The 22,596-nt window shown below is 63.9% G+C and carries 22 protein-coding genes; 9 read left to right on the top strand and 13 right to left on the bottom strand.

The genetic code is table 11. The annotated features are described in order from the left end of the window. Nucleotides 1–285: 285 nt before the first annotated feature. Together JMY28_RS08300 and JMY28_RS08295 are read left to right on the top strand one after the other, a co-directional pair. Nucleotides 286–1,470: an acetylornithine transaminase gene (locus JMY28_RS08300; RefSeq protein ID WP_201695424.1), complete on the top strand. Its 1,185-nt coding sequence runs from the start codon at nucleotides 286–288 to the stop codon at nucleotides 1,468–1,470. Between the two features lie 18 nt (nucleotides 1,471–1,488). Then, complete coding sequence (locus JMY28_RS08295) at nucleotides 1,489–1,959, top strand: GNAT family acetyltransferase (protein ID WP_201695423.1); 471 nt, start codon at nucleotides 1,489–1,491, stop codon at nucleotides 1,957–1,959. 110 nt (nucleotides 1,960–2,069) lie between these two features. Here JMY28_RS08295 and JMY28_RS08290 read toward each other — a convergent pair whose 3' ends face one another. The 7 genes from JMY28_RS08290 to JMY28_RS08260 all read right to left on the bottom strand — a co-directional run bounded on the left by JMY28_RS08290 (nucleotide 2,070) and on the right by JMY28_RS08260 (nucleotide 8,213). Continuing rightward, the gene (locus JMY28_RS08290; RefSeq protein WP_201695422.1) at nucleotides 2,070–2,786 is read right to left on the bottom strand and encodes an ABC transporter ATP-binding protein; all 717 of its coding nucleotides are present in this window, start codon (nucleotides 2,784–2,786) and stop codon (nucleotides 2,070–2,072) included. Beyond that, nucleotides 2,786–3,562 (bottom strand): ABC transporter ATP-binding protein, encoded by a 777-nt coding sequence (locus tag JMY28_RS08285; RefSeq protein WP_201695421.1) that lies wholly within the window; start codon nucleotides 3,560–3,562, stop codon nucleotides 2,786–2,788. The genes JMY28_RS08290 and JMY28_RS08285 overlap by 1 nt, the downstream gene beginning before the upstream one ends. 15 nt (nucleotides 3,563–3,577) lie before the next feature. Beyond that, nucleotides 3,578–4,747 carry an ABC transporter permease subunit gene (locus JMY28_RS08280; RefSeq protein ID WP_201695420.1) on the bottom strand — a complete coding sequence of 390 codons (1,170 nt, stop codon included), beginning with the start codon at nucleotides 4,745–4,747 and terminating at the stop codon, nucleotides 3,578–3,580. Between the two features lie 16 nt (nucleotides 4,748–4,763). Next, nucleotides 4,764–5,714 carry a branched-chain amino acid ABC transporter permease gene (locus tag JMY28_RS08275; protein ID WP_201695419.1) on the bottom strand — a complete coding sequence of 317 codons (951 nt, stop codon included), beginning with the start codon at nucleotides 5,712–5,714 and terminating at the stop codon, nucleotides 4,764–4,766. Between the two features lie 213 nt (nucleotides 5,715–5,927). Beyond that, complete coding sequence (locus JMY28_RS08270) at nucleotides 5,928–6,143, bottom strand: hypothetical protein (RefSeq protein ID WP_201695418.1); 216 nt, start codon at nucleotides 6,141–6,143, stop codon at nucleotides 5,928–5,930. Nucleotides 6,144–6,780: 637 nt separating this feature from the next. Beyond that, nucleotides 6,781–7,752 carry a 4-hydroxy-3-methylbut-2-enyl diphosphate reductase gene (gene ispH, locus JMY28_RS08265; protein ID WP_201695417.1) on the bottom strand — a complete coding sequence of 324 codons (972 nt, stop codon included), beginning with the start codon at nucleotides 7,750–7,752 and terminating at the stop codon, nucleotides 6,781–6,783. Nucleotides 7,753–7,757: 5 nt separating this feature from the next. Then, the gene (locus tag JMY28_RS08260) at nucleotides 7,758–8,213 is read right to left on the bottom strand and encodes an FKBP-type peptidyl-prolyl cis-trans isomerase (RefSeq protein WP_201695416.1); all 456 of its coding nucleotides are present in this window, start codon (nucleotides 8,211–8,213) and stop codon (nucleotides 7,758–7,760) included. Between the two features lie 189 nt (nucleotides 8,214–8,402). Here JMY28_RS08260 and radC point away from each other — a divergent pair, with 189 nt between their 5' ends. From radC to nadB, 4 genes are all read left to right on the top strand, one after another. Further along, nucleotides 8,403–9,227 (top strand): RadC family protein, encoded by an 825-nt coding sequence (gene radC, locus JMY28_RS08255; protein WP_201695415.1) that lies wholly within the window; start codon nucleotides 8,403–8,405, stop codon nucleotides 9,225–9,227. 268 nt (nucleotides 9,228–9,495) lie between these two features. Beyond that, on the top strand, nucleotides 9,496–9,729 hold the full coding sequence (gene rpmB, locus JMY28_RS08250; protein ID WP_027794135.1) for a 50S ribosomal protein L28: 234 nt from the start codon (nucleotides 9,496–9,498) through the stop codon (nucleotides 9,727–9,729). Between the two features lie 10 nt (nucleotides 9,730–9,739). After that, nucleotides 9,740–9,907, top strand: a complete 168-nt coding sequence (gene rpmG, locus JMY28_RS08245; RefSeq protein ID WP_027817504.1) for a 50S ribosomal protein L33 — start codon at nucleotides 9,740–9,742, stop codon at nucleotides 9,905–9,907. Between the two features lie 271 nt (nucleotides 9,908–10,178). After that, nucleotides 10,179–11,780: an L-aspartate oxidase gene (gene nadB, locus JMY28_RS08240; RefSeq protein WP_201695414.1), complete on the top strand. Its 1,602-nt coding sequence runs from the start codon at nucleotides 10,179–10,181 to the stop codon at nucleotides 11,778–11,780. Between the two features lie 90 nt (nucleotides 11,781–11,870). Here the strand turns inward: nadB and nadC are convergent, their stop codons facing one another. The 6 genes from nadC to purN form a co-directional block, all read right to left on the bottom strand. After that, on the bottom strand, nucleotides 11,871–12,770 hold the full coding sequence (gene nadC, locus JMY28_RS08235; protein WP_201695413.1) for a carboxylating nicotinate-nucleotide diphosphorylase: 900 nt from the start codon (nucleotides 12,768–12,770) through the stop codon (nucleotides 11,871–11,873). Then, nucleotides 12,771–13,901, bottom strand: a complete 1,131-nt coding sequence (nadA, locus tag JMY28_RS08230; RefSeq protein WP_201695609.1) for a quinolinate synthase NadA — start codon at nucleotides 13,899–13,901, stop codon at nucleotides 12,771–12,773. A 175-nt stretch (nucleotides 13,902–14,076) separates the two neighbouring features. Next, entirely contained in the window at nucleotides 14,077–15,273 is a 1,197-nt protein-coding gene (locus JMY28_RS08225) for a DesA family fatty acid desaturase (protein ID WP_201695412.1), read from the bottom strand. Nucleotides 15,274–15,652: 379 nt separating this feature from the next. Then, complete coding sequence (locus tag JMY28_RS39505; RefSeq protein ID WP_407945484.1) at nucleotides 15,653–15,748, bottom strand: mechanosensitive ion channel domain-containing protein; 96 nt, start codon at nucleotides 15,746–15,748, stop codon at nucleotides 15,653–15,655. Nucleotides 15,749–15,841: 93 nt separating this feature from the next. Further along, nucleotides 15,842–17,233 carry an RsmB/NOP family class I SAM-dependent RNA methyltransferase gene (locus tag JMY28_RS08215; RefSeq protein ID WP_201695411.1) on the bottom strand — a complete coding sequence of 464 codons (1,392 nt, stop codon included), beginning with the start codon at nucleotides 17,231–17,233 and terminating at the stop codon, nucleotides 15,842–15,844. Further along, on the bottom strand, nucleotides 17,230–17,889 hold the full coding sequence (purN, locus tag JMY28_RS08210) for a phosphoribosylglycinamide formyltransferase (RefSeq protein ID WP_201695410.1): 660 nt from the start codon (nucleotides 17,887–17,889) through the stop codon (nucleotides 17,230–17,232). Before purN ends, JMY28_RS08215 begins: the two co-directional genes overlap by 4 nt. Before the next feature lie 179 nt (nucleotides 17,890–18,068). On the opposite strand from purN, the gene JMY28_RS08205 reads away from it, so the two are divergent. From JMY28_RS08205 to lspA, 3 genes are all read left to right on the top strand, one after another. Continuing rightward, on the top strand, nucleotides 18,069–19,064 hold the full coding sequence (locus JMY28_RS08205; protein WP_201695409.1) for a bifunctional riboflavin kinase/FAD synthetase: 996 nt from the start codon (nucleotides 18,069–18,071) through the stop codon (nucleotides 19,062–19,064). 143 nt (nucleotides 19,065–19,207) lie between these two features. Further along, nucleotides 19,208–22,057, top strand: a complete 2,850-nt coding sequence (gene ileS / locus JMY28_RS08200; protein WP_201695408.1) for an isoleucine--tRNA ligase — start codon at nucleotides 19,208–19,210, stop codon at nucleotides 22,055–22,057. After that, a complete protein-coding gene (lspA, locus tag JMY28_RS08195; protein ID WP_201695407.1) occupies nucleotides 22,057–22,572 on the top strand; it encodes a signal peptidase II in 516 nt (171 codons plus the stop codon). Before ileS ends, lspA begins: the two co-directional genes overlap by 1 nt. Nucleotides 22,573–22,596: the final 24 nt, after the last annotated feature.

Genomic DNA, 22,596 nt, shown 5'->3' with positions numbered 1-22,596 from the left:
AAAAATTCTTCGGCCGATTGGAAAAATTCGGCACATTGACGGTTTACATCGTCGTTCCGCTTGTCGTATTCTTGCGCCCATGAACTGCATTCTGTCCGCCCTCCGACGTCGCCGCTCGCCCCATCTCTAGGGCCTGGCTACTCGCGGACGCGCGTTGCACTTCTCAACGCACAGCAAGTTCGAATCACGAAAGCCACGGCCAGTCCGTGGCTTTTTGTTTTTCCGCCGTATCTTTTGCAACCCCGTTTTCAACCCTTTTGCAGCCCCAACGCGGAGCCCGTTGCCATGAATTATTCCGAGTACCCGATCGAGTCGCTGATGTACATCACCAACCGGCCCGAAATCGTTTTCACGCATGGCAAGGGGTCGTGGCTCTACGACAACGAAGGCAAGCGATACCTGGACTTCATCCAGGGCTGGGCCGTCAACAGCCTCGGGCACTGCAACGAAGGCATGATCGAGGCGCTGGAGAAGCAGTCGCGCCTGCTCATCAACCCGTCGCCGGCCTTCTACAACGAGCCGATGGCGAAGCTCGCGGGCCTGCTCACCGAGCACAGCTGCTTCGACAAGGTGTTCTTCGCCAACAGCGGCGCCGAAGCCAACGAAGGCGCGATCAAGCTCGCCCGCAAGTGGGGCAAGAAGCATCGCGACGGCGCCTACGAGATCATCACGTTCGACCATAGCTTCCACGGCCGCACGATCGCGACGATGTCGGCGAGCGGCAAACCGGGCTGGGACACGATCTACGCGCCGCAAGTGCCGGGCTTCCCGAAGGCGGACCTGAACGATATCGCCTCGGTTGAAAAGCTCATCAACGCGAAGACCGTCGCCGTGATGCTCGAGCCGATCCAGGGCGAAGGCGGTGTCATTCCCGCCACGCGCGAATTCATGCAGCAACTGCGCGCGCTGACGAAAAAGCACGGCATCCTGCTGATCGTCGACGAAGTGCAGAGCGGCTGCGGCCGTGCGGGCACCCTCTTCGCCTACGAACTCTCGGGCGTCGAGCCGGACATCATGACGCTCGGCAAGGGTATCGGCGGCGGCGTGCCGCTCGCGGCGCTGCTCGCGAAGAAGGAAATCGCCGTGTTCGAAGCGGGCGACCAGGGCGGCACGTACAACGGCAACCCGCTGATGACGGCCGTGGGCTATTCGGTGATCTCGCAACTGGTTGCGCCCGGCTTCCTCGAAGGCGTGCGCGCTCGCGCCGAGTATCTGCGCGAGAAGCTGCTCGAGCTTTCGGCTGAACGCGGCTTCCAGGGCGAGCGTGGCGAAGGCTTGCTGCGCGCACTGCTGCTCGGCAAGGACATCGGGCCGGAGATCGTCGAGAAGGCGCGCCTCATGCAACCCGACGGCTTGCTGCTCAACGCCGCGCGTCCGAACCTGCTGCGCTTCATGCCGGCGCTGAACGTGACTACGCAGGAAATCGACCAGATGATGGCGATGCTGCGCACGATCCTCGACTCGCTGTAATCGGACGGAGCACGAGCGATGTCCGTCACGATCCGCGTGTTCAGCGAAGCCGATACCGAAGCGGTGATCGCGCTCTGGCTGCAGGCGTTTCCCGAGTACAACGACACGAGCCGGCCGCACCGCAATCCGCGGCTGTCGATCGCGAACAAGCTCGGCACGCAGCCGGAGCTTTTCTTCGTCGCGATTCGCAACGACGGCGACGTTGACGGCGCGCTCGTCGGCACGGCGATGGCCGGTTACGACGGGCATCGCGGCTGGCTCTATTCGGTCGCCGTTGCGCCCGAAGCGCGGCGCGATGGTCTCGGCACGCGGCTCGTGCGCCATGCGGAAAACGCGCTCGCCACGATGGGCTGCCTTAAGCTCAACCTTCAGGTGCTAACCGACAAGGCCGAGGTGCTCGCGTTCTACGAGCGGCTCGGCTATCGCGCCGATGCCGTGGTGAGTCTCGGCAAGCGGCTCACCGTGCAGGAGTCCGAAGCGCTCGTCTAGACTTTATTGGTCGATGCCATGAAAAAAGCCGCATGGGTTTTCCACCCATGCGGCTTTTGCATTTTATGCGGTCGCGTAGACCGCAACGCAATGCAGCTTACTCTCCCAGCTCATTCGCCCAGATACGCCGCGCGCACCTTCGGATCGTCGAGCATCTGCTTCGCCTCGCCTTCCATCGTCACGAGGCCCGAGTCCATCACGTAACCGCGATTGGCGGCCTGCAGCGCGAGACGTGCGTTCTGCTCCACGAGCAGCACCGTGATGCCCTCCGACGAGATCGTGCGCACCACCTCGAAGATCTTCTCGACCATGATCGGCGAGAGACCCATCGACGGTTCATCGAGCAACAGAAGCTTCGGCTTGCTGATGATCGCGCGCGCCATGGCCAGCATCTGCTGCTCGCCGCCCGAGAGCGTGCCCGCGAGCTGCGTGGCGCGTTCCTTCAGGCGCGGGAAGAAGCCGAACATGCGCTCGACGTCCTTCTGGATGCAGTCGTTGTCGCTGCGCAGGTACGCGCCCATCTGCATGTTTTCGAGAATCGACATGCGCGCGAAGATGCCGCGACCTTCCGGCACCATCGCGAGGCCGCGCTTGAGCAGTTCGTACGCCGGCACGCCCTTGATCGACTGGCCCATGTACTCGATGTCGCCCGCCGCGTACGGCTTCAGACCCGTAATGGCCTTCATCGTCGTGGTCTTGCCCGCGCCGTTCGCGCCGATCAGCGTGACGAGTTCGCCCTGGCGAACTTCCATGTCCACGCCCTTGACCGCCTGGATCCCGCCGTAGTTGACCTGCAGACCCTTGATTTTCAGAACCGATGTCGACATCAGTGAACCCCCGCGCCCAGATATGCCTCGATCACCTTCGGGTCCTTCTGCACGTCTTGCGGCAGCCCTTCGGAGATCACCTTGCCATAGTCGAGCACTGTCATCCGGTTGCACAGGCCCATCACCAGTTTCACGTCGTGCTCGATCAGCAGGATGGTCTTGCCATCGGCGCGGATCTTGTCGAGCAGGCGCGTGAGTTCGACCTTCTCGGTCGCGTTCATGCCGGCCGCCGGCTCGTCGAGCGCGAGCAGCTTCGGATCGGTTGCGAGCGCGCGCGCGATTTCCAGACGGCGCTGGTGGCCGTACGAGAGGTTGCGCGACGTGTAGTCCGCATACTGCGCGATGCCCACGTATTCGAGCAGTTCGATCGCGCGTTCCTTGATCTCGCGCTCTTCCTTGCGTTCCGACGGCGTTTGCAATACCGCGCCGATCAGGCCGTGCTTCGTGCGCACGTGGCGGCCGACCATCACGTTTTCGAGCGCCGTCATGCCGCCGAACAGGCGAATGTTCTGGAACGTACGCGCAATGCCGGCCTGCGCCACCTGATAAACGGCGGTCGGCGTATAGGCCGTGCCGTCGAGCTTGAATTCGCCCGAATCCGGCGTGTAGAGACCGGTAATCACGTTGAAGAACGTGGTCTTGCCGGCGCCGTTCGGACCGATCAGGCCGTAGATCGTGCCCTCCTCGATCTGCAGGCCGACATCGGACAGCGCCTGCAGGCCGCCGAAGCGCTTGTTCACGCCCTTCACGGACAGGCGGATGGGTTTGTTGCTCATATTCTGTTCTCCCCGTTATGCGCGAACCGGCTTCTTGCTGGCGCGCTTGGCGATCTTCGCGATCTTGTCCTCGTGCTTCGCCGCGGGCCACAGGCCTTCCGAGCGATACAGCATGATGACGACCATGGCGAGACCGTAGAGCAGCTGGCGAATGACTTCCGTATCGACGATTTCGTGGCCGAACAGCATGTGCTGGAGCGGGCCCATCGTCGAGCGCAGGAACTCGGGGAAAATGGCGAGCAGCACGGCGCCGAGAATCACGCCGGGGATGTGGCCCATGCCGCCGAGCACCACGCAGGCGAGCACGACGACCGATTCCCAGAACGTGAACGATTCCGGCGACACGAAGCCCTGAAACGCACCGAACATCGCGCCCGAAAGACCGCCGAACGACGCGCCCATCGCGAACGCGAGCAGCTTGACGTTACGGGTGTTGATGCCCATGGCCTTGGCGGCGATTTCGTCTTCGCGGATCGCGGCCCATGCGCGGCCAATGCGCGAGTGCTGCAGACGCGTACACACCCAGATCACGAGCAGCGCGCAGATCACGAACACGTAGTAGTACATGTACACCGACGTGAACGTGAAGCCGAGGACCTCGTGCGGCTGCGCGAGATTGAAGCCGAAGACCTGCAGCGGCGCGACACCGGTAATGCCCTGCGGCCCGTTGGTGATGTTCACCGGACGGTCGAGGTTGTTCATGAAGATACGAACGATTTCCCCGAAGCCCAGGGTCACGATGGCGAGGTAGTCGCCGCGCAGACGCAGCGTCGGTGCGCCGAGCAGCACGCCGAAGATGGCGGCGAGCCCCATGGCGCACGGCACCACGATCCAGTACGGCGTATGCAGGCCGCCCGGGAACATGCTGGCGATCCACGCGAACTGCGTGGTGAGGTGTGGCGAAGTCAGCAGCGCAGCGACGTAGGCGCCCACCGCGTAGAACGCGATATAGCCCAGGTCCAGCAGGCCGGCGAAGCCCACCACCACGTTCAGGCCCAGCGCGAGCATCACGTAAAGCATCGCGAAGTCGAGCACGCGCACCCAGTAGTTGCCGCCCGCGGCGCCGACCACGAAGGGCAGCGCAGCAACGACGATGGCAGTCACGACACCCACGGCGAGCGTTTTGGTCGTGTTCTTTTCGGGGATGAGCGTCGTCGACGGCTCGATCGGTTGAATTGAAGTCATGTTGTGCTACTCCCTCTTATGCGCGGTCCGCGACACGTTCGCCCAGCAGCCCCGACGGACGGAACACGAGCACGACGATCAGCACGATGAATGCGAAGACGTCCTGATAGTTACTGCCGAACACCCCGCCGGTCAGGTTGCCGATGTAGCCTGCGCCGAGCTGCTCGATGAGACCGAGCACCACGCCGCCGACCATCGCGCCGCCGAGGTTGCCGATACCGCCCAGCACCGCGGCCGTGAAGGCCTTCATGCCGGGGATGAAACCCATGTAGAAGTGCGCGTTGCCGTATTCCGAGGCGATCATCACGCCGGCCAGCGCCGCGAGCGCCGAGCCGATCATGAACGTGGCCGAGATCACGAAGTTCGGGTTCACGCCCATCAGCGAGGCATTGTTCGGGTTCTCGGCGATGGCGCGCATGGCGCGGCCGAGCTTGGTCTTGTGCACGAGGAGCAGGAGGCCCGCCATCACGAGGAACGCGACGACGATGATGACGATTTCCGTCATCGAGATCACGGCGCCCACGCCGGTTTCAGTGGGCTTGATGACGTTGATCGGATCGGTCGAGATGAGCTGGGGGAACGCGAGCGGATTGCGGCCCCAGATGATCATGGCGAGCGTCTGCAGCAGGATCGAGACACCGATCGCGGTGATCAGCGGTGCGAGGCGCGGCGCCCGGCGCAGCGGCCGGTACGCGACCTTTTCGATCGTGTACCCGACGACCGCACAAACCACTGCGGCGACCACAAGGGCGATGCACAGCGTGGGGATGTTCCCGAGGCCCGGGAAGTGATTGTGGAGCACGTTGATCGCGGAGAGCGCAACCATGGCGCCCACCATGAGCACGTCGCCGTGCGCGAAGTTGATGATGCCCAGAATCCCGTACACCATGGTGTAGCCCAAAGCGATGATGGCGTAGATGCTGCCAAGCACCAGCCCGTTCAGGATCTGCTGGATGAAAATATCCATTTAATGCTCCTTAGCCCGTGCAACCGGATTCGCGCTCGTCATCGGCCGGTGGGCGATGTTTTACGGAACCGCAACGACACTTTCGGGTATTGAAGTAAAAACCGGTAACGGTTGGCCGCCCTGGTTCGCGTTGCCGCTGTGTTGCAGCGGCAGGCTCGCCAAAAGCGGATGCAAAAACGGCACCGTCGGATGGTTCGGTGCCGTCGGGTTCAATCAACTACGCGTCATATTCGCGTTGGCGTATTCGCGGCAAGCCTTGCGGCCGGCAAACGCGAATGCGTCAAACGCCATGACTCCCTCTCCCCGGCCGCCCACGCACTTCGGAATCTCACCCGCGAGATCCATCGCACCCAGGCGGCGAACCGGCATGACAACGCCGGAGCATGCAAAAGCAATCTGCATGCCAGGAATGATCGATGTTGCGCTCATGCCCGTCTCGACACTGCGGCTGTGCCGCGCGTTGCACAGCGCAACCGCATTAATCGATGACGCGGCAAAAACAGACTTGAATTGCATTAATCAGGTCTCCTGCGCCTTCCGAAATGCTTGCCTGATGGCCTTCTCAACGAATCCAGCCCTCAGAACGCGCGCATTGTAACGCCAATTATGCGACGGGCAATATTGTTGAACCGGCAGGGTTTTCCTGCATTGCAACCATATTTTTAGATAAGCGTATGAACCAGGTTGCACCACAGGTTGCGCCGCATTTTCGTGCACCAGTTGCACCAAAAATCGACGGACTTCGCATCATGTGTTGCGGATAATCGCCGCAATGCCTTGTCGGGCGGGCATTGGTTTAAATGAATGGTATTTAAGGGAGGGCATAAAAATCCCGCCCCGGCGCGGTGCATTCATGTCGAACGCGTGTCAATCGACCCATTAAATAGGGGTCACACCACATGATTCGATGCCCCACTCTAGCGAAAACACTAATAAGAACACCCGCCCAATGTGAGGTTAACCTCCTTTTTCTATTAATATGGCCCTTATTATTTGGCGTCCCGCACGCGTCTGGGGCATAAAAAAACGCGCCGGATGGGCGCGTTCTGGCGGGAAGCGGGAGGCTTCAGACCGACTGGCCAAGGCCGCGCGGTAAGGGGAACGCAATGTTCTCCTCGATGCCTTCGAGTGCGCGGACGTTGCGCGCACCAAGTTCGTGCAGGCGGCGAATGATTTCCTGTGCAAGCGCCTCGGGAGCCGACGCACCGGCCGTCAGGCCGATCCGGCGCTTGCCCGCGAGCCACTGGGGGTCGATTTGCTCAGGGGCATCCACCATATAGGCCGGAATGCCGCGCTTCTCAGCCACTTCGCGCAACCGGTTCGAATTCGAACTGTTCGGGCTGCCCACCACGATCACGACATCGCACTGCGGCGCCATGAACTTGACGGCGTCCTGGCGATTCTGCGTGGCGTAGCAGATGTCCTGCTTCTTCGGCTCGCGAATCGCCGGAAAGCGCGCCTTGAGCGCCGAGATAATTTCCGCGGCGTCGTCCACCGAAAGCGTGGTTTGCGTGACGAACGCCACGCGCTGCGGATCGCGCAGCGCGAGCGCCTCGACGTCGGCAATGTCTTCGACGAGGTACATGCCCTCGGCCACCTGCCCCATCGTGCCCTCCACTTCCGGATGGCCCTTGTGCCCGATCATGACGATGTCGAGCCCTTCGTCGCGCATCTTCGCGACTTCCACGTGCACCTTCGTGACGAGCGGGCAGGTCGCGTCGTAGACGCGCAGGCCGCGCGCTTCGGCGTCGGCACGCACGGACTTGGAGACGCCGTGCGCGCTGAAGATCACCGTGTTGCCGGACGGGACTTCATCGAGCTGCTCGATGAAGATCGCCCCCTTCTTGCGCAGGTCTTCGACGACATACGCGTTGTGGACGATCTCGTGACGCACGTAGATCGGTGCGCCGTGAAGCTGGATCGCGCGTTCGACGATCTCGATGGCCCGATCGACGCCGGCGCAGAAGCCGCGCGGCTGGGCGAGCAGGATTTCCGCTTCAGTCAGATCTGCGATGAGGGACGTGTCCGTGTTGGTCATGGGCTTTAAAGGATTCCGATGATTTGCACTTCGAACGCAACCGCCTGGCCAGCGAGCGGGTGGTTGAAATCGAACAGGGCGGAAGTCTCGTTCACTTCCTTGAGCACACCCGCGTAGCGGCCACCGTTGGGCGCATTGAACTCGATCAGGTCGCCCGGGCTGAACTCCTCGCCGATCATGCCGTTCTCGCGCAGGGTCTTGAGCGAGACGCGCTGGATCAGGTCGGGGTTGCGCTGGCCGAAAGCGACGCCCGGTTCTAGCTGAAAGGTCGAGTGGTGACCCACCTTCAGGCCCTGCAAAATATCTTCCAGCGGCGGCGCGAGCTGGCCGGCGCCCATCAGCAGGGTGGCGGGACGGTCGACAAAGGTATTGACGATTTCGGTGCCATCGGCGAGCGAAAGCCGGTAATGCAGCGTCACGTGGGAACCGGGTTTCACTTCGGAGATGTCGATGATGCTCATGCGTAACTCTTTTCGTCGGAACGCGCGCTTCGCGCGTACGCGCCGCAAGGCGCCGGCCCGGCCTGCCTTGGGCGGCCGGAAAACATCTATTGTAAGCCACTTGGCCGGGGCGGTCGCGGCGCGATTGTGCACTGCCACCGCCGGTGCTCACGTGCGCTGCGCGCTCCTTATTAGTCTGTGGAGACTGTCATGACCGAACTTGCGTGCATGCCCGACACGGCACCCAGTACAGTTGGCGGCGCCCTCGCCGGCCGCCCGCGCGGTCTGGGTTGCGCGGAGCATGGCCCCGGCAACGCCGCACTTCCCGCGCCGGCTGCGCCTCCGGTGTCGGTCCGCAATGGCGCGGCGCCTGCAGCACGGCGCCGCGACATGCCCCGCGAGCGACTGCGCACGGCGGGCGCGGCCGCGCTATCGGACGCGGAGCTGCTCGCGATCCTGCTCGGCTCCGGCTTGCCGGGCCACGATGTCTTCGAGGTGGCCCGCACGCTCCTGGCCCAATTCGGTTCGCTGCGCGCGATGCTCGATGCGCAGCGCGAAGAATTCGAGGCCCTGCGCGGCATCGGGCCCGCAAAAGCGTCGATGTTGCAAGCGGTGACCGAGCTCGCACGGCGGGCGCTCGCCGAGGCGCTCGACGACAAGCCGCTCGTCGACTCTCCGGGCGCGGTCGAGGACTATTTGCGTCTCCTGATCGGCGGGCGGCCGCACGAGGTGTTCATTTGCCTCTTTCTGGATGCCCGCCATCGGCTGATCCGCTCCGAGGAAAGCTCGCGCGGCTCGCTCACGCGCATGGCGGTGTATCCTCGTGAAATCGTGCGGCGCGCGCTAACGCTCAATGCCGCGAGCCTGATCGTCGCCCATAATCACCCATCGGGCGCGGTGCAGCCGAGCGCGAGCGACCGGCGCCTCACGCGGGTGTTGCGCGAAACGCTGGCGCTCGTGGAGGTTCAACTCATCGACCACCTGGTCATTGGCACGCGGGAGACGTTTTCCTTCGCGCGCCACGGCTGGAGTTGAGGCGGCTGCGGGGTGGAGAGTGCAGGCAACTGCGGCGCCGCACAACAACACGCGCAAATCGGGTTTGATTTTCCAGGCTTTTTTCTGCTAGAATCACGGTTTGCCTATTTCCAACCCTGTTCCGAAAGCCATCAAGGCTTCCTAGGGGAAATATGGCCTGGGTTCGAGGTTGTCTCTCATCCATACGTGAGCGCTCTCTTTTCCGGCCATTTCTCGCCCTGGGAAACTTAAGCGGCTCTCGAACTCAGAATTCCGTAGGAGTGCACTTATGGCACGCGTATGCCAAGTCACTGGGAAAGCGCCGATGAGCGGCAACAACGTTTCCCACGCTAACAACAAGACCAAGCGCCGTTTCCTCCCGAATCTGCAAAACCGCCGATTCTGGGTTGAAAGCGAAAACCGTTGGGTGCGTCTGCGCATCTCGAACGCAGGCCTGCGCCTGATCGACAAGAACGGCATCGATTCCGTGCTCGCAGACCTGCGCGCACGCGGCGAACTGTAAGGAGTAAATCATGGCCAAGGGTATCCGCGACAAGATCAAGCTCGAGTCGACCGCAGGCACGGGTCACTTCTACACGACCACGAAGAACAAGCGCAACATGCCGGAAAAAATGTCGATCAAGAAGTTCGACCCGGTTGTTCGTAAGCACGTCGAGTACAAGGAAACCAAGATCAAGTAATTGATCGGGTTTCGAGCCTGACGAAGACAGAAAAACCCCGCTTTTTAGCGGGGTTTTTCTTTTTGCGCGCCCGCCCCGCTTCGGTTCGCGTCACGCAACGGTGTTTTAACGGCAGCGCCCGAACTGCCGCTATCCGTTCGCTCCTCTCTCGGAGTATGCTTCCCGCTTTATACCGGCTGCCACACGCATGTCATATGCCCGCGACGGCGCAGGACCGCGGCGAATGCGGTAGCCACAAAGCGTAGAACAAGAGAGACGGAGAAGCAGGATCATGAATTTCGATGTAGCGATCGTCGGCAGCGGCCTCGCAGGACTGAGCGTCGCGCTGAATCTCGCAGACTCGCGTCGCGTCGTCATCATCGCCAAGCGCGCGATGACCGAAGGCGCGAGCGACCGCGCGCAAGGCGGTATTGCCGCCGTGCTCGATTCGGCCGACAGCGTGGAGAACCACGTGGACGATACGCTCGTCGCCGGCGGCGGCCTGTGCGACGAGGCGGCGACACGCTACATCGTCGAGCATGGCCGCGAGGCTATCGAATGGCTGATCGCCCAAGACGTGCCGTTCACGAAGGACGCAGCAGCCGAACTCGGCTTTCACCTCACGCGCGAAGGCGGCCACAGCCATCGCCGCATCATCCACGCCGCCGATGCAACCGGCCACGCCGTCGTGCAAACGCTGCTCGAGCGTGCCCGCTCGCACCCGAACATCACGATCCTCGAAGACCATCAGGCGATTGACGTCATCACGTCCGACCGCCTGGGTCTGCCGGGCCGTCGTTGCCACGGCCTGTATGCGCTCGATCTGAAGAACGACCGCACGGTGACGATCCAGGCGCCGCACACGGTGCTCGCCACGGGCGGCGCGGGCAAGGTCTACCTCTACACGACGAACCCCGACACGGCCACAGGCGACGGCATCGCCATGGCGTGGCGCGCGGGCTGCCGCGTGGCGAACATGGAGTTCATCCAGTTCCACCCCACCTGCCTCTTTCACCCGCACGCCAAGTCGTTCCTCATTTCCGAAGCGGTGCGTGGCGAAGGCGGCGTGCTGCGCCTGCCCGACGGCACGCGCTTCATGCCCGCGCACGACGCGCGCGCCGAGTTGGCGCCGCGCGATATCGTCGCCCGCGCGATCGACTTCGAGATCAAGAAGCACGGCATCGACTGCGTGCAACTCGACATCAGCCATCAACCGCCGGCGTTTCTTGAGGAGCACTTCCCGACCATCCTCGCGCGCTGCCGCGAGTTCGGCATCGACATCACGAAAGAGCCGATTCCGGTCGTGCCCGCCGCGCACTATACCTGTGGCGGCGTCGTCACCGATCTGGCCGGGCGCACCGATCTTGCGGGCCTCTACGCCGTGGGCGAGACTTCGTACACAGGCCTGCACGGCGCGAACCGCCTCGCGAGCAATTCGCTGCTGGAGTGCCTCGTGATCGGCCGCTCGACCGCGGGGGCGATCGAAGAAGAAGGCTTCAGCGCTGGCGCGCACGCGCCGCTGCCCGACTGGGACGAAAGCCGCGTTTCCGATTCCGACGAGGAAGTCGTCGTTGCCCACAACTGGGACGAGCTGCGCCGGCTGATGTGGAATTACGTCGGCATCGTGCGCACCGACAAGCGGCTCGAGCGCGCGCAGCATCGCATCGCCCTGCTGCGTGATGAGATTCTCGAGTACTACGCGAATTTCCGCGTCACGCGCGACCTGCTGGAATTGCGCAACCTCGTCGAAGTCGCTTCGCTGATCGTGGAAAGTGCGCGCTCGCGCCGCGAGAGCCGCGGCCTGCACTACAGCCGTGACTGGCCGAACTCGCTGCCCAAGGCGCTGCCGAGCGTGCTCGCGCCGGAGCGCGTACGCAATCGCACGATTTCTTAAGACCTACGTACTAAACGCGCCGCAAAAACAAAGGCCGCCTCATTGCGAGGCGGCCTTTTCGTTTCAGTTCAGCCCGACGAATTTACTGATTCAGACAATGCGCATCGAGAAGTCCGTCGCGCGCACGTCTTTCGTCAATGCGCCAATCGATACCTGGTCCACGCCCGTTTCCGCGATCGTGCGCACCGTGTCGAAGTTCACGCCGCCCGAGACTTCGAGCACCGCGCGCCCCGCCGTGAGCTTCACCGCGTCGCGCATCATGTCGAACGAGAAGTTGTCGAGCAGGACCGACTTGGCGCCGTGCGCGAGCGCCGTTTCGAGCTGTTCGATCGTCTCGACTTCAATCTGGATCGGCACGCCCGCGTCGAGCGCGAGCGCTGCGTCCATCGCCGCGTCCACACCGCCGGCCGCAGCGATGTGGTTTTCCTTGATCAGGATGCCGTCGTAAAGCGCGAGGCGCTGGTTTGCGCCGCCGCCCACGCGCACCGCGTACTTCTGCGCGAGGCGCAGGCCGGGCAGCGTCTTGCGCGTGTCCAGGATACGCGTACTGGTGTGCGCGATCATATCGACGTAGCGCCGCGTCACGCTTGCCACGCCCGAAAGCAGTTGCAGGAAGTTCATCGCGTTGCGCTCGGCCGTGAGCAGCGAGCGCGCCGGACCGCGCAGCGAGCATACGGTCGTGTCGGCGGCCATGCGATCGCCTTCGCGATAGTGCCAGCGCACCTCGATGCGCGGATCAACGTGCTTCACCACGCCGTCGAACCAGAGCACGCCGCACAGCACGGCCTCTTCACGCACGATGATGCGAGCGTCGCGCATTTCATCGGCGGGCACGAGGCGGCCAGTCTGGTCGCCAGGGCCTACGTCTTCCGCGAGCGCGTCGGCCACGTTGCGTACGATCGCGGCGTCGAACGCTGCGCCGTACTGAGCGCGCACTTCATCGAGCACGGGCGAAACCGCATCGACTGCGAGCAATTCGAGTGCACCCATTTATGCCGCCCCCACTTGCGAGAACAACGCCGTGTCGCGCGCGAGGTCGCCGCTCGCCTGGACGCGGCGCTTGTGCTCTACCGCGAACGCCAGCATGCGATCGATCGGCAGACGCGCGCGCTCACCGATCGCGGTGTCGACGTGAATCTCGTTGTGGCCGCGCTCCAGCACGTCGGCAAGGTTCGAGAGGCCGTTCATGGCCATCCACGGGCAATGCGCGCAGCTCTTGCAGGTGGCGCTGTTGCCGGCCGTGGGCGCTTCGATGAAGGTCTTGCCCGGTGCCGCGAGGCGCATCTTGTGCAGGATGCCCAAATCGGTTGCGACGATGAAGCGTTGCGCGTCGAGCTTCACGGCGGCGTCGATCAGCTGCGTGGTCGAGCCGACCACGTCCGCAAGCGCGACGACACCTTCCGGCGATTCGGGGTGGACGAGAATCTTTGCGTCCGGGTATTCGGCGCGCAGCTGGTCGAGCTCGATGCCCTTGAACTCGTCGTGCACGAGGCACGAGCCCTGCCACAGCAACATGTCCGCGCCAGTCTTCTTCTGGATGTAGCTGCCCAGGTGCCGGTCCGGCGCCCACAGAATTTTTTCGCCCCTGGCGTGCAGGTCGGCGACGATCTCGAGGCCGATCGACGACGTGACCATCCAGTCCGCGCGTGCCTTCACGGCCGCGCTCGTGTTCGCATAAACGACCACGGTGCGGTCCGGATGCTCGTCGCAAAACGCCGAGAACTCGTCGATCGGGCAGCCGAGGTCAAGCGAACAGGTCGCGTCGAGGTCGGGCATGAGAATGCGCTTGTTCGGGCTCAGAATCTTCGCCGTCTCCCCCATGAAGCGCACGCCTGCCACGACGAGCGTCTGTGCCTCGTGGTCGCGGCCAAAACGCGCCATCTCGAGCGAATCGGCCACGCAGCCGCCGGTTTCGTCGGCGAGCTCCTGCAATTCAGGGTCCACATAATAGTGCGCGACAAGCACCGCCTTCTCGCGCTTGAGCAACGCGCGAATCCGCTCCTTCAATGCAACGCGTTCTGCCGTGGACGGTGCATCGGGTACACGCGCCCAAGCCTGTCCAACGCTGCAGACGGCACCCTGCGGCCGGTCGTATTCGACCTTCCTGATTGCCTGACTCATCATCTCCTGCCTCTACGGATCGCCGCGCCATTGAAGCCATTGTGGGGACTCCGGCTTTTTTGCGGCCCAAAAAGAAAAACCCCGCCAGCGCGGGGTTTTGTGACGTCTCGTCATTCTAAAGGATTTTCTTACGCCCCACTGAGGGGCCAAAATCCCCTCGGGACGATGTGGCCAATCAGGCGTAACGGCGCAGGCGCGACGCGAATTCCTGCAGCGCCTTGATACCGCTTTGTTCAGCGCGATGGCACCAATCCTGGAGCTGCGTGAGCAGTTGTTCGCGCGAGGCGCTCGAACGTTCCCAGATCGCGGCCAGTTCGTTACGCAGTTCGATATACGTGCGCAGCTTCTGGCTGTTCGCGAAAATTTGCGGAAGCTGGCGCTTCTGCGGCTCGTTCAGGCTGGCTTCTTCCTTGTCGAACCAATTGCGCGCGCCGCGCATGACCTTGTACTTCTCGCGCTCGCCCACTTCCTTGAGGTGCGCGAGCTCCTGGCGGTATGCCTGCTTCACGGCCTTGGCGTAACGCGCCATCACTTCGTAGCGATTGGACAGCACGGCCTGCAGCGTTTCGTGATCGGGCACCAGCTTGCCCTTGGTAAGGCGCGGCGTAGGCGCGACCTTCTTCACCTTGGCAAGACCCACCGCCTGCATCATGCGGATATACATCCAGCCGATATCGAACTCGTACCACTTGTTCGAGAGCTTCGCGGAAGTCGCGAACGTGTGGTGGTTGTTGTGCAGTTCCTCGCCGCCGATGATGATGCCGAACGGAAGAAGGTTCGTGCTTGCGTCAGACGAATTGAAGTTGCGGTAGCCCCAGAAGTGACCGAGGCCATTCACGACGCCAGCAGCCCAGAACGGGATCCACGCCATTTGCACGGCCCACACGGTGAGGCCGACGGCGCCGAACAGCGCGACGTCGATCACCATCATGATGCTCACGCCGAGAATGGGGTAGCGCGTGTAGACGTTGCGCTCCATCCAGTCGTTGGGCGTGCCGTGGCTGAAGCGGCGCAGCGTTTCTTCGTTCTTCGCTTCGGTGCGATAGAGCTCAGCGCCTTCGAGCAGCACCTTCCAGATGCCACGCGTTTGCGGGCTGTGCGGATCTTCTTCCGTTTCGCACTTGGCGTGGTGCTTCCGGTGGATCGCCGCCCACTGGCCCGTAAGCATGCCCGTGGTCATCCACAGCCAGAAACGGAAGAAGTGGCTCGCGATGGGGTGCAGGTCCAGCGCGCGGTGCGCCTGGCAGCGGTGCAGGTACACCGTCACGCCGATAATCGTGATGTGGGTGACCACCGCCGCGAACAGCACGATCTGCCACCACGAGAAATGGAGCACGCCGTGGGCGAGGAAATCAAGCAGGGAGTTCAACAAGGCATTTACCTGTGAAACGAAGCGCGTCGGCCTTTCAGCCAGGCGCCGGTGTCAAGAAAGTGAAAGCGATTAGATCCGGTTGGACGGCATTCTACTAGAACCGTTCCAAGTGTTTGTAACAAAGGAAGATTTTTTTCTTTAATGGTTACGGCGTCAACGTCTGAAGGACGTTTCGAGGCGCTTTGCCGCACCCCAATCGACCCTTTTCGCATCATCTGGCCCCATCCATCCTTCCACGGCGCGATCCGCAACTGAGCGCACCCCGGTCGCGCCGACCGCAGCATCCTCTATTAACAATCCTAGTTCGAGTTGTGCGCCGTCGCCTGAAAACTCGATGAGAAACGGCGTCGGAACGTTGGGAATCAGGGTCTCGATGCCGTCAAGACTTCGCACGACGGCGGATTTGCGTCACCTGGCCCTGAATGCCGCCTACGCTTATGGTGTCGCCTTTACGCAACGAGCGGTCGGCCAACACGACGCAGCCTGACACTCAGTCACTGGCGATTTTGCGGGGCCGCCCGGCTCGTACCGGCTGGACGGTCCCGCATCGCGGCTGCCTGCCGCGCGCTTAGTCCAGCGCGGCGTCCGGCTCGGCGGCTTCGCTTTCCTGCGCCTTTGCGATCGCGTCGGACGTTTCCTGCACCGCCGAGGCTTCCTCGGGCGTGGTCTGCGCGCCTGCCGCCTTCGCCTTAGGCTGGGCTTCGCCGCGACGCTCCAGCACGGCGGCAAAGAAGCCGTCGGTGGCGTGGCGGTGCGGCCACAGCGCCAGGTAGTCGCCCGTGTCGAGGCCCACACGCTGCTCGGCCAGCACGTCGCGCGCGCTCACCAGCACGAAGTCGGGGTGCGCCTCGAGGAACTGCTTCACGACCGCTTCGTTCTCGGCTTCGAGAATGCTGCAGGTCGCGTAGACGAGACGCCCGCCGCGCTTGAGCAGGCGCGCCGCGCTCGTGAGAATCGACAGCTGTTTGGGCGCGAGTTCGGCGATCGACTCTGGCGACTGGCGCCACTTGAGGTCGGGGTTGCGGCGCAGCGTGCCGAGGCCCGAGCACGGCGCGTCCACGAGCACGCGGTCGATCTTGCCGATCAGTCGCTTGATCTTGGCGTCATGCTCGCTGTCGATCAGCACCGGATTGACGTTCGAAAGGCCGCTGCGCGCGAGGCGCGGCTTGAGCTTGGCGAGGCGCCGCTCGGACACGTCGAAGGCGTAGAGCCGGCCCGTCGAGCGCATCATTGCGCCGAGTGCCAGCGTCTTGCCGCCCGCGCCCGCGCAGAAGTCCACGACCATCTCGCCGCGGCGCGGAGCCAGGATCGTGCACAGCAACTGGCTGCCCTCGTCCTGCACCTCGAACCAGCCGTTCTTGAACGCGTCGAGTTTCGAGAGCGCGGGCTTGCCCGTCACGCGCACGCCGAACGGCGCGAACGGCGTTTCGCCGCCTTCGATGCCCGACTCGGACAGCGAGCGAATCAGTTCGTCGCGGTTCGCCTTGATGGGGTTGGCGCGTAGATCGAGCGGCGCCGGGTAGTTCAGCGCGGAGGCCAGTTGCGTGAGTTCGGCGGGCTCGAAGCGCGTTTCCAGCGCTTTCATGATCCACTCCGGCAGGTTCAGCTGCACGCGCTGCGGCAGGCTCGCCGGGTCGATCTTCGAAACGTGCTCGAGCCAGCTGGCCTCGGCGTCGGAAACGAACGGACGGATCGCCGAACGGCCCGCAGTCGCCATGAGACCGAGCAGCGTGAGGCGGCGCGTCGGGCTGCCCGCGCCGCTCTCGGCGAGGTGTGCGAACTCCATGCGCCGGCGCAGCACGGCGAACACGGCTTCGGCGATCACGCCGCGCTCGGCGTGGCCGAGCTTCGGATGCTCGCGGAAGAAGCGGCTCGTCACCGCGTCGGCTGGGCCCGTGAATTTGAGGACGTCGGCGAGCAACGTTTCGGTTTGTCCAATCAGAAATCCATGCAGTCTCATGCGCCCTCCCCGGCGGCTTGCGAGTCGTCAAAGAAGAGCCATTGTGGCTCGGCTGGCGTGAGCGTCACGCGTGCGCCGTCGAGCGCGAGGCGCCCTTCGACGAACCAGCGCACCGCGCGCGGATACATCACATGTTCAGTCTTGAGCACGCGCGCGGCGAGCGCCGCAGCGGCGTCGCCCGCGCGCACCGGAACCACCGACTGCGCGACGATCGGACCATGATCCAGTGTAGGCGTGACGAAATGCACCGTCGCGCCGTGCACGCGACAGCCCGCGTCGAGCGCCTGCTGATGCGTCTTGAGGCCCGGAAACATCGGCAGCAGCGAGGGATGAATATTCAGCATCCGACCCGCATAATGGCCGACGAACGATTCAGTCAGCACGCGCATGAAGCCCGCCAGCACGACGAGATCCGGCGCATAGCCGTCGATGACTTGAGCGAGCGCCGTGTCGAAGCTGGCGCGATCGGGAAACTGACGGTGGTCGACGACCGCCGTGGCAATGCCGTTTGCAGCCGCGAACGCGAGGCCCGCGGCGTCAGGACGGTTGGCAATCACGGCGGCGATACGTGCGCCCCAAGCTTCCTGCGCGCAAGCGCGCACGATGGCTTCCATGTTGCTGCCCCGCCCCGAAATCAGGATAACGAGATTTTTCATCCGCGGATTTTATCATCGGGGGGGCCTGCTCAACGCTCGTGCGGCGGCGATCGTCGCCTCCTGCGTTTATAATCTTCTGTTTCGTCGCGGTCCTTGGGCCGCGAGTGGCCAAGTCAGAAGGTCCTTAGCACGCGTGCTGCGCCAGCGCGCTTTTCGAGGTTCCACCAGGTTCCGCTATCGTGAGAGTCTTCCGCGGTCTTCCCAATGCCGAAAGCCGCGCGCCCTGCGCGCTGACCATCGGCAATTTCGACGGTGTCCACCGCGGGCATCAGGCATTGCTCGCGCGCGTGCGCGCGGCAGCCGACGCGCGCGGCCTGCCCGTCTGCGTGATGACCTTCGAGCCGCATCCGCGCGAGTTCTTCAACCCGGCCAGCGCCCCGCCGCGCATCGCCATGCTGCGCGACAAGCTCGAGGCGCTGCGCGAAAACGGCGTGGACCGGGTCGTGGTCGAGCATTTCAACCACACGTTCGCAAGCCAGTCGCCCGAGGCGTTCGTCGAACGCATCATCGTGGGCGGCCTGCACGCGCGCTGGATGATGATCGGCGACGACTTCCGCTATGGCGCCAAGCGCGCGGGCGACTTCGCCTCGCTGCAGGCCGCGGGCGCGCAGCACGGCTTCGAAGTCGAACAGATGGCGACGGTGGCCGACCCCTCGGGCGTGCGCATTTCCAGCTCCGCCGTGCGCGCTCAACTGCACGCGGGCGACCTCGACGCCGCGCGCGCCTCGCTTGGCCGCGGCTATCACATCAGCGCGCACGTCACGCATGGTCTGAAGCTCGGCCGCGACCTCGGCTTCCCCACGATGAACCTGCTGATCGGCCACAAGCGGCCGGCGCTCAAGGGCATTTTCGTCGTGATGGTGCATGGCATGGGCGACCGCCCGCTGCCAGGCGTCGCGAGCCTCGGCCTGCGCCCGACCGTGGACGACTCGGGCCGCGTGCTGCTTGAAGTGCATCTGCTCGACTGGCACGGCGACGCCTACGGCAAGCTCGTGCGCGTCGAGTTCCTCAAGAAGCTGCGCGACGAGGAGAAGTTTCCCGACCTCGAAACGCTCACCGCCGCGATCGCTCGCGACGTGGCGAACACCCGCGCGTGGTTCGCCGCCGCGGGCGCCGACGTGGCCGGCGGCGCATCCACCGGCTTCGCCACCTCGGCCACTGACCGAATTAGGTGACCTGCGGCCCGCGTGCGCGGGCTGCCCCGCCCCCCAGGCGCCGCGTGCGAAAAAGCACGGCATGCAGCGCCCGAGGCGACGGTTGCGCGGCATCGGCCGCAACGCTGACGCCATGCATCCCCTGAATTCCACGTGATCTCACCATGAGCGATAAAAAAGCATCCTCCGGCAAGCCGCAGAAGTCCGAATCGAAGTACCCCGTCAACCTGCTCGACACTCCGTTCCCGATGCGCGGCGACCTGCCCAAGCGCGAGCCGCAATGGGTCAAGGAATGGGAAGAGAACCAGGTTTACGAGAAGATCCGCGCGGCCTCGAAGGGCCGCAAGAAGTTCATCCTGCACGACGGGCCGCCGTATGCGAACGGCGACATCCACCTCGGCCACGCGGTGAACAAGATCCTCAAGGACATGATCGTCAAGGCGCGCAACCTTGCGGGCTTCGACGCGGTCTACGTGCCGGGCTGGGACTGCCACGGCATGCCGATCGAAATCCAGATCGAAAAGCAGTTCGGCAAGTCGCTGCCCGCCCAGGAAGTGATGCAGAAGGCGCGCGAGTACGCGGCCGGCCAGATCGAGACGCAGAAGAAGGGCTTCAAGCGCCTGGGCGTGCTCGGCGACTGGAACAACCCGTACAAGACGATGAACTTCGTGAACGAGGCCGGCGAGATCCGCGCACTCGCGAAGATCATCGAGAAGGGCTATGTGTTCCGGGGCCTCAAGCCCGTGAACTGGTGCTTCGACTGCGGCTCGGCGCTCGCTGAAGCCGAAGTCGAGTACAAGGACAAGACCGATCCGACCATCGACGTGCTGTTCCCGTTTGCGCAGCCGGCTGAAACGGCGGCGGCGTTCGGCCTGAGCGCCCTGCCGCGCGAGGAAGGCGGCATCGTGATCTGGACCACCACGCCCTGGACGATCCCGTCGAACCAGGCGCTGAACGTGCACCCGGAAATCGACTACGCGCTCGTCGACACGCAACGCGGCCTGCTGATCCTCGCCGTCGAGCGCGTGGAAGCGTGCATGAAGGATTTCGACCTCGACGGCAAGATCGTCGCCACGACGAAGGGCGAGAAGCTGGCGAACCTGCGCTTCCATCACCCGCTGGCCTCCGCGCACCCCGGCTACAAGCGCACCTCGCCGATCTATCTCGGCGACTACGTCACGACCGACACCGGCACGGGCATCGTCCACTCGGCGCCCGCCTACGGCGTGGAAGACTTCGTGTCGTGCAAGGCGCACGGCATGGCCGACTCGGACATCATCAGCCCGGTGATGGGCGATGGCCGCTATATCGAATCGCTACCGCTCTTCGGCGGCCTCTCGATCTGGGCGGCGAACCCGAAGATCGTCGACGCGCTCGACGCCGCCGGCACGCTCTTGCGCAGCGAGAAGTACCTCCACAGCTACATGCACTGCTGGCGCCACAAGACGCCCATCATCTACCGCGCCACGTCGCAGTGGTTCGCGGGCATGGACGTTCAGCCCTCGGACGGCGGCAAGACGCTGCGCGAAACCGCGCTCGAAGGCATCGAGGCAACGGCGTTCTACCCCTCGTGGGGCAAGCAGCGCCTGTATTCGATGATCGCCAACCGCCCGGACTGGACGCTCTCGCGCCAGCGCCAATGGGGCGTGCCGATGGCGTTCTTCGTGCACAAGGAAACCGGCGAGCTGCATCCGCGCACGCTGGAGCTGCTCGAAGAAGTCGCGAAGCGTGTGGAAAAGGCAGGCATCGAAGCCTGGCAAACGCTCGACCCGCGCGAATTGCTCGGCGACGACGCCAACATGTACGAGAAGAACCGCGACACGCTCGACGTGTGGTTCGACTCGGGCACGACGCACTGGCACGTGCTGCGCGGCTCGCACAAGGACGAGCTGCAGTTCCCGGCCGACCTCTACCTGGAAGGCTCGGACCAGCACCGCGGCTGGTTCCACTCGTCGCTGCTCACGGCCTCCATGCTCGACGGCCGCCCGCCCTACAACGCGCTGCTCACGCACGGCTTCACCGTGGACGGCGAGGGCCGCAAGATGTCGAAGTCGCTCGGCAACGGCGTCGATCCGCATGAAGTGGCGAATCGCCTGGGCGCGGAAATCATCCGTCTGTGGATCGCCTCGACCGACTACTCGGGCGAGCTGGCCATCTCGGAAGAGATCCTCAAGCGCGTGACGGAAGGCTATCGCCGCATCCGCAACACGCTGCGCTTCCTGCTCTCGAACCTGTCGGACTTCGACTTCGAGAAGCATGCGCTGCCCGCAAGCGAATGGCTCGAAATCGACCGTTACGCCGTCGCGCTCACACATACGCTGCAAAACGATGTGCTCGCGAACTACGACCGCTACGAATTCCACCCGGTGGTGGCCAAGCTGCAGACGTTCTGCTCGGAAGACCTGGGCGGCTTCTATCTCGACGTGCTGAAGGACCGCCTCTACACGAGCGCAGCGGACTCGAAGGCCCGCCGCGGCGCGCAAACGGCGCTGCACCACATCACGCATAGCCTCCTGCGCATCCTCGCGCCATTCCTTTCGTTCACGGCCGAAGAAGCGTGGAAGGTGTTCCAGCCGCAAAGCGAAACCATCTTCACCGAAACCTTCCACGCCTTCCCGGACGTCGAAGGCGCGCCGGAGCTGATCGCCAAGTGGACGTTGCTGCGCGAAGTGCGCGGCAACGTGACGAAGGCGCTCGAGGGGGCGCGTGTGGCGAACCAGATCGGCTCGTCGCTGCAGGCCGAAGTGCGCATCCTCGCGAGCGGCGCGCGCTACGACGCCCTCACGTCGCTCGGCGACGACCTCAAGTTTGTGCTCATCACCTCGGCGGCGGAAGTCGTGAAGGTGGAAAGCGAAGCGGAGGAAGGCGTCGAAGTGGTCACCTCGAAGTACCTCAAGTGCGAGCGCTGCTGGCACTACCGCGAGGACGTGGGCGCGAACGCGGAGCATCCGGGCCTGTGCGGCCGCTGCGTCGTGAATCTGTTCGGCGACGGTGAAAAACGGAGCGCGGCATAATGGCGAAAACGCTGCCCAAGCAAACCAGGTCGAACGGCGCAAGCGGCACGCTCGCACCGTGGCTGGGGGTCGCGGTCATCGTGATCCTCGCTGATCAGCTCACGAAAATCGCCATCAACAAGGTGTTCAGCTACGGCGAAGGCCGTGTGATCACGCCGTTCTTCAACCTCGTGCTGGTCTACAACAAGGGGGCGGCATTCAGCTTCCTGTCCTCGGCGGGCGGCTGGCAGCGCTGGGCGTTCACCGCGCTCGGCGTGGTGGCGGCGCTCGTGATCTGCTATCTGCTCAAGCGCCACGCCACGCAGAAGCTCTTCTGCACGGCGCTCGCGCTCATCATGGGCGGTGCGCTCGGCAACGTGATCGACCGCCTGCTGTACGGCCACGTGATCGACTTTCTCGACTTCCACGTGGGCGGCTGGCACTGGCCGGCGTTCAACCTTGCCGACAGCGCGATCTGCATCGGCGCGGCGCTGCTGGTGTTCGACGAATTGCGGCGCGTGCGCGGCGCGCGCTGAGTGTGCGGGCTGCACGGTTAAAGG

Source organism: Paraburkholderia hiiakae, assembly GCF_904848665.1.
Classification (GTDB): domain Bacteria; phylum Pseudomonadota; class Gammaproteobacteria; order Burkholderiales; family Burkholderiaceae; genus Paraburkholderia; species Paraburkholderia hiiakae.
The sequence above is the reverse complement of the archived record's forward strand: the minus strand, read 5'-3'. Positions and strand labels throughout refer to the sequence as shown.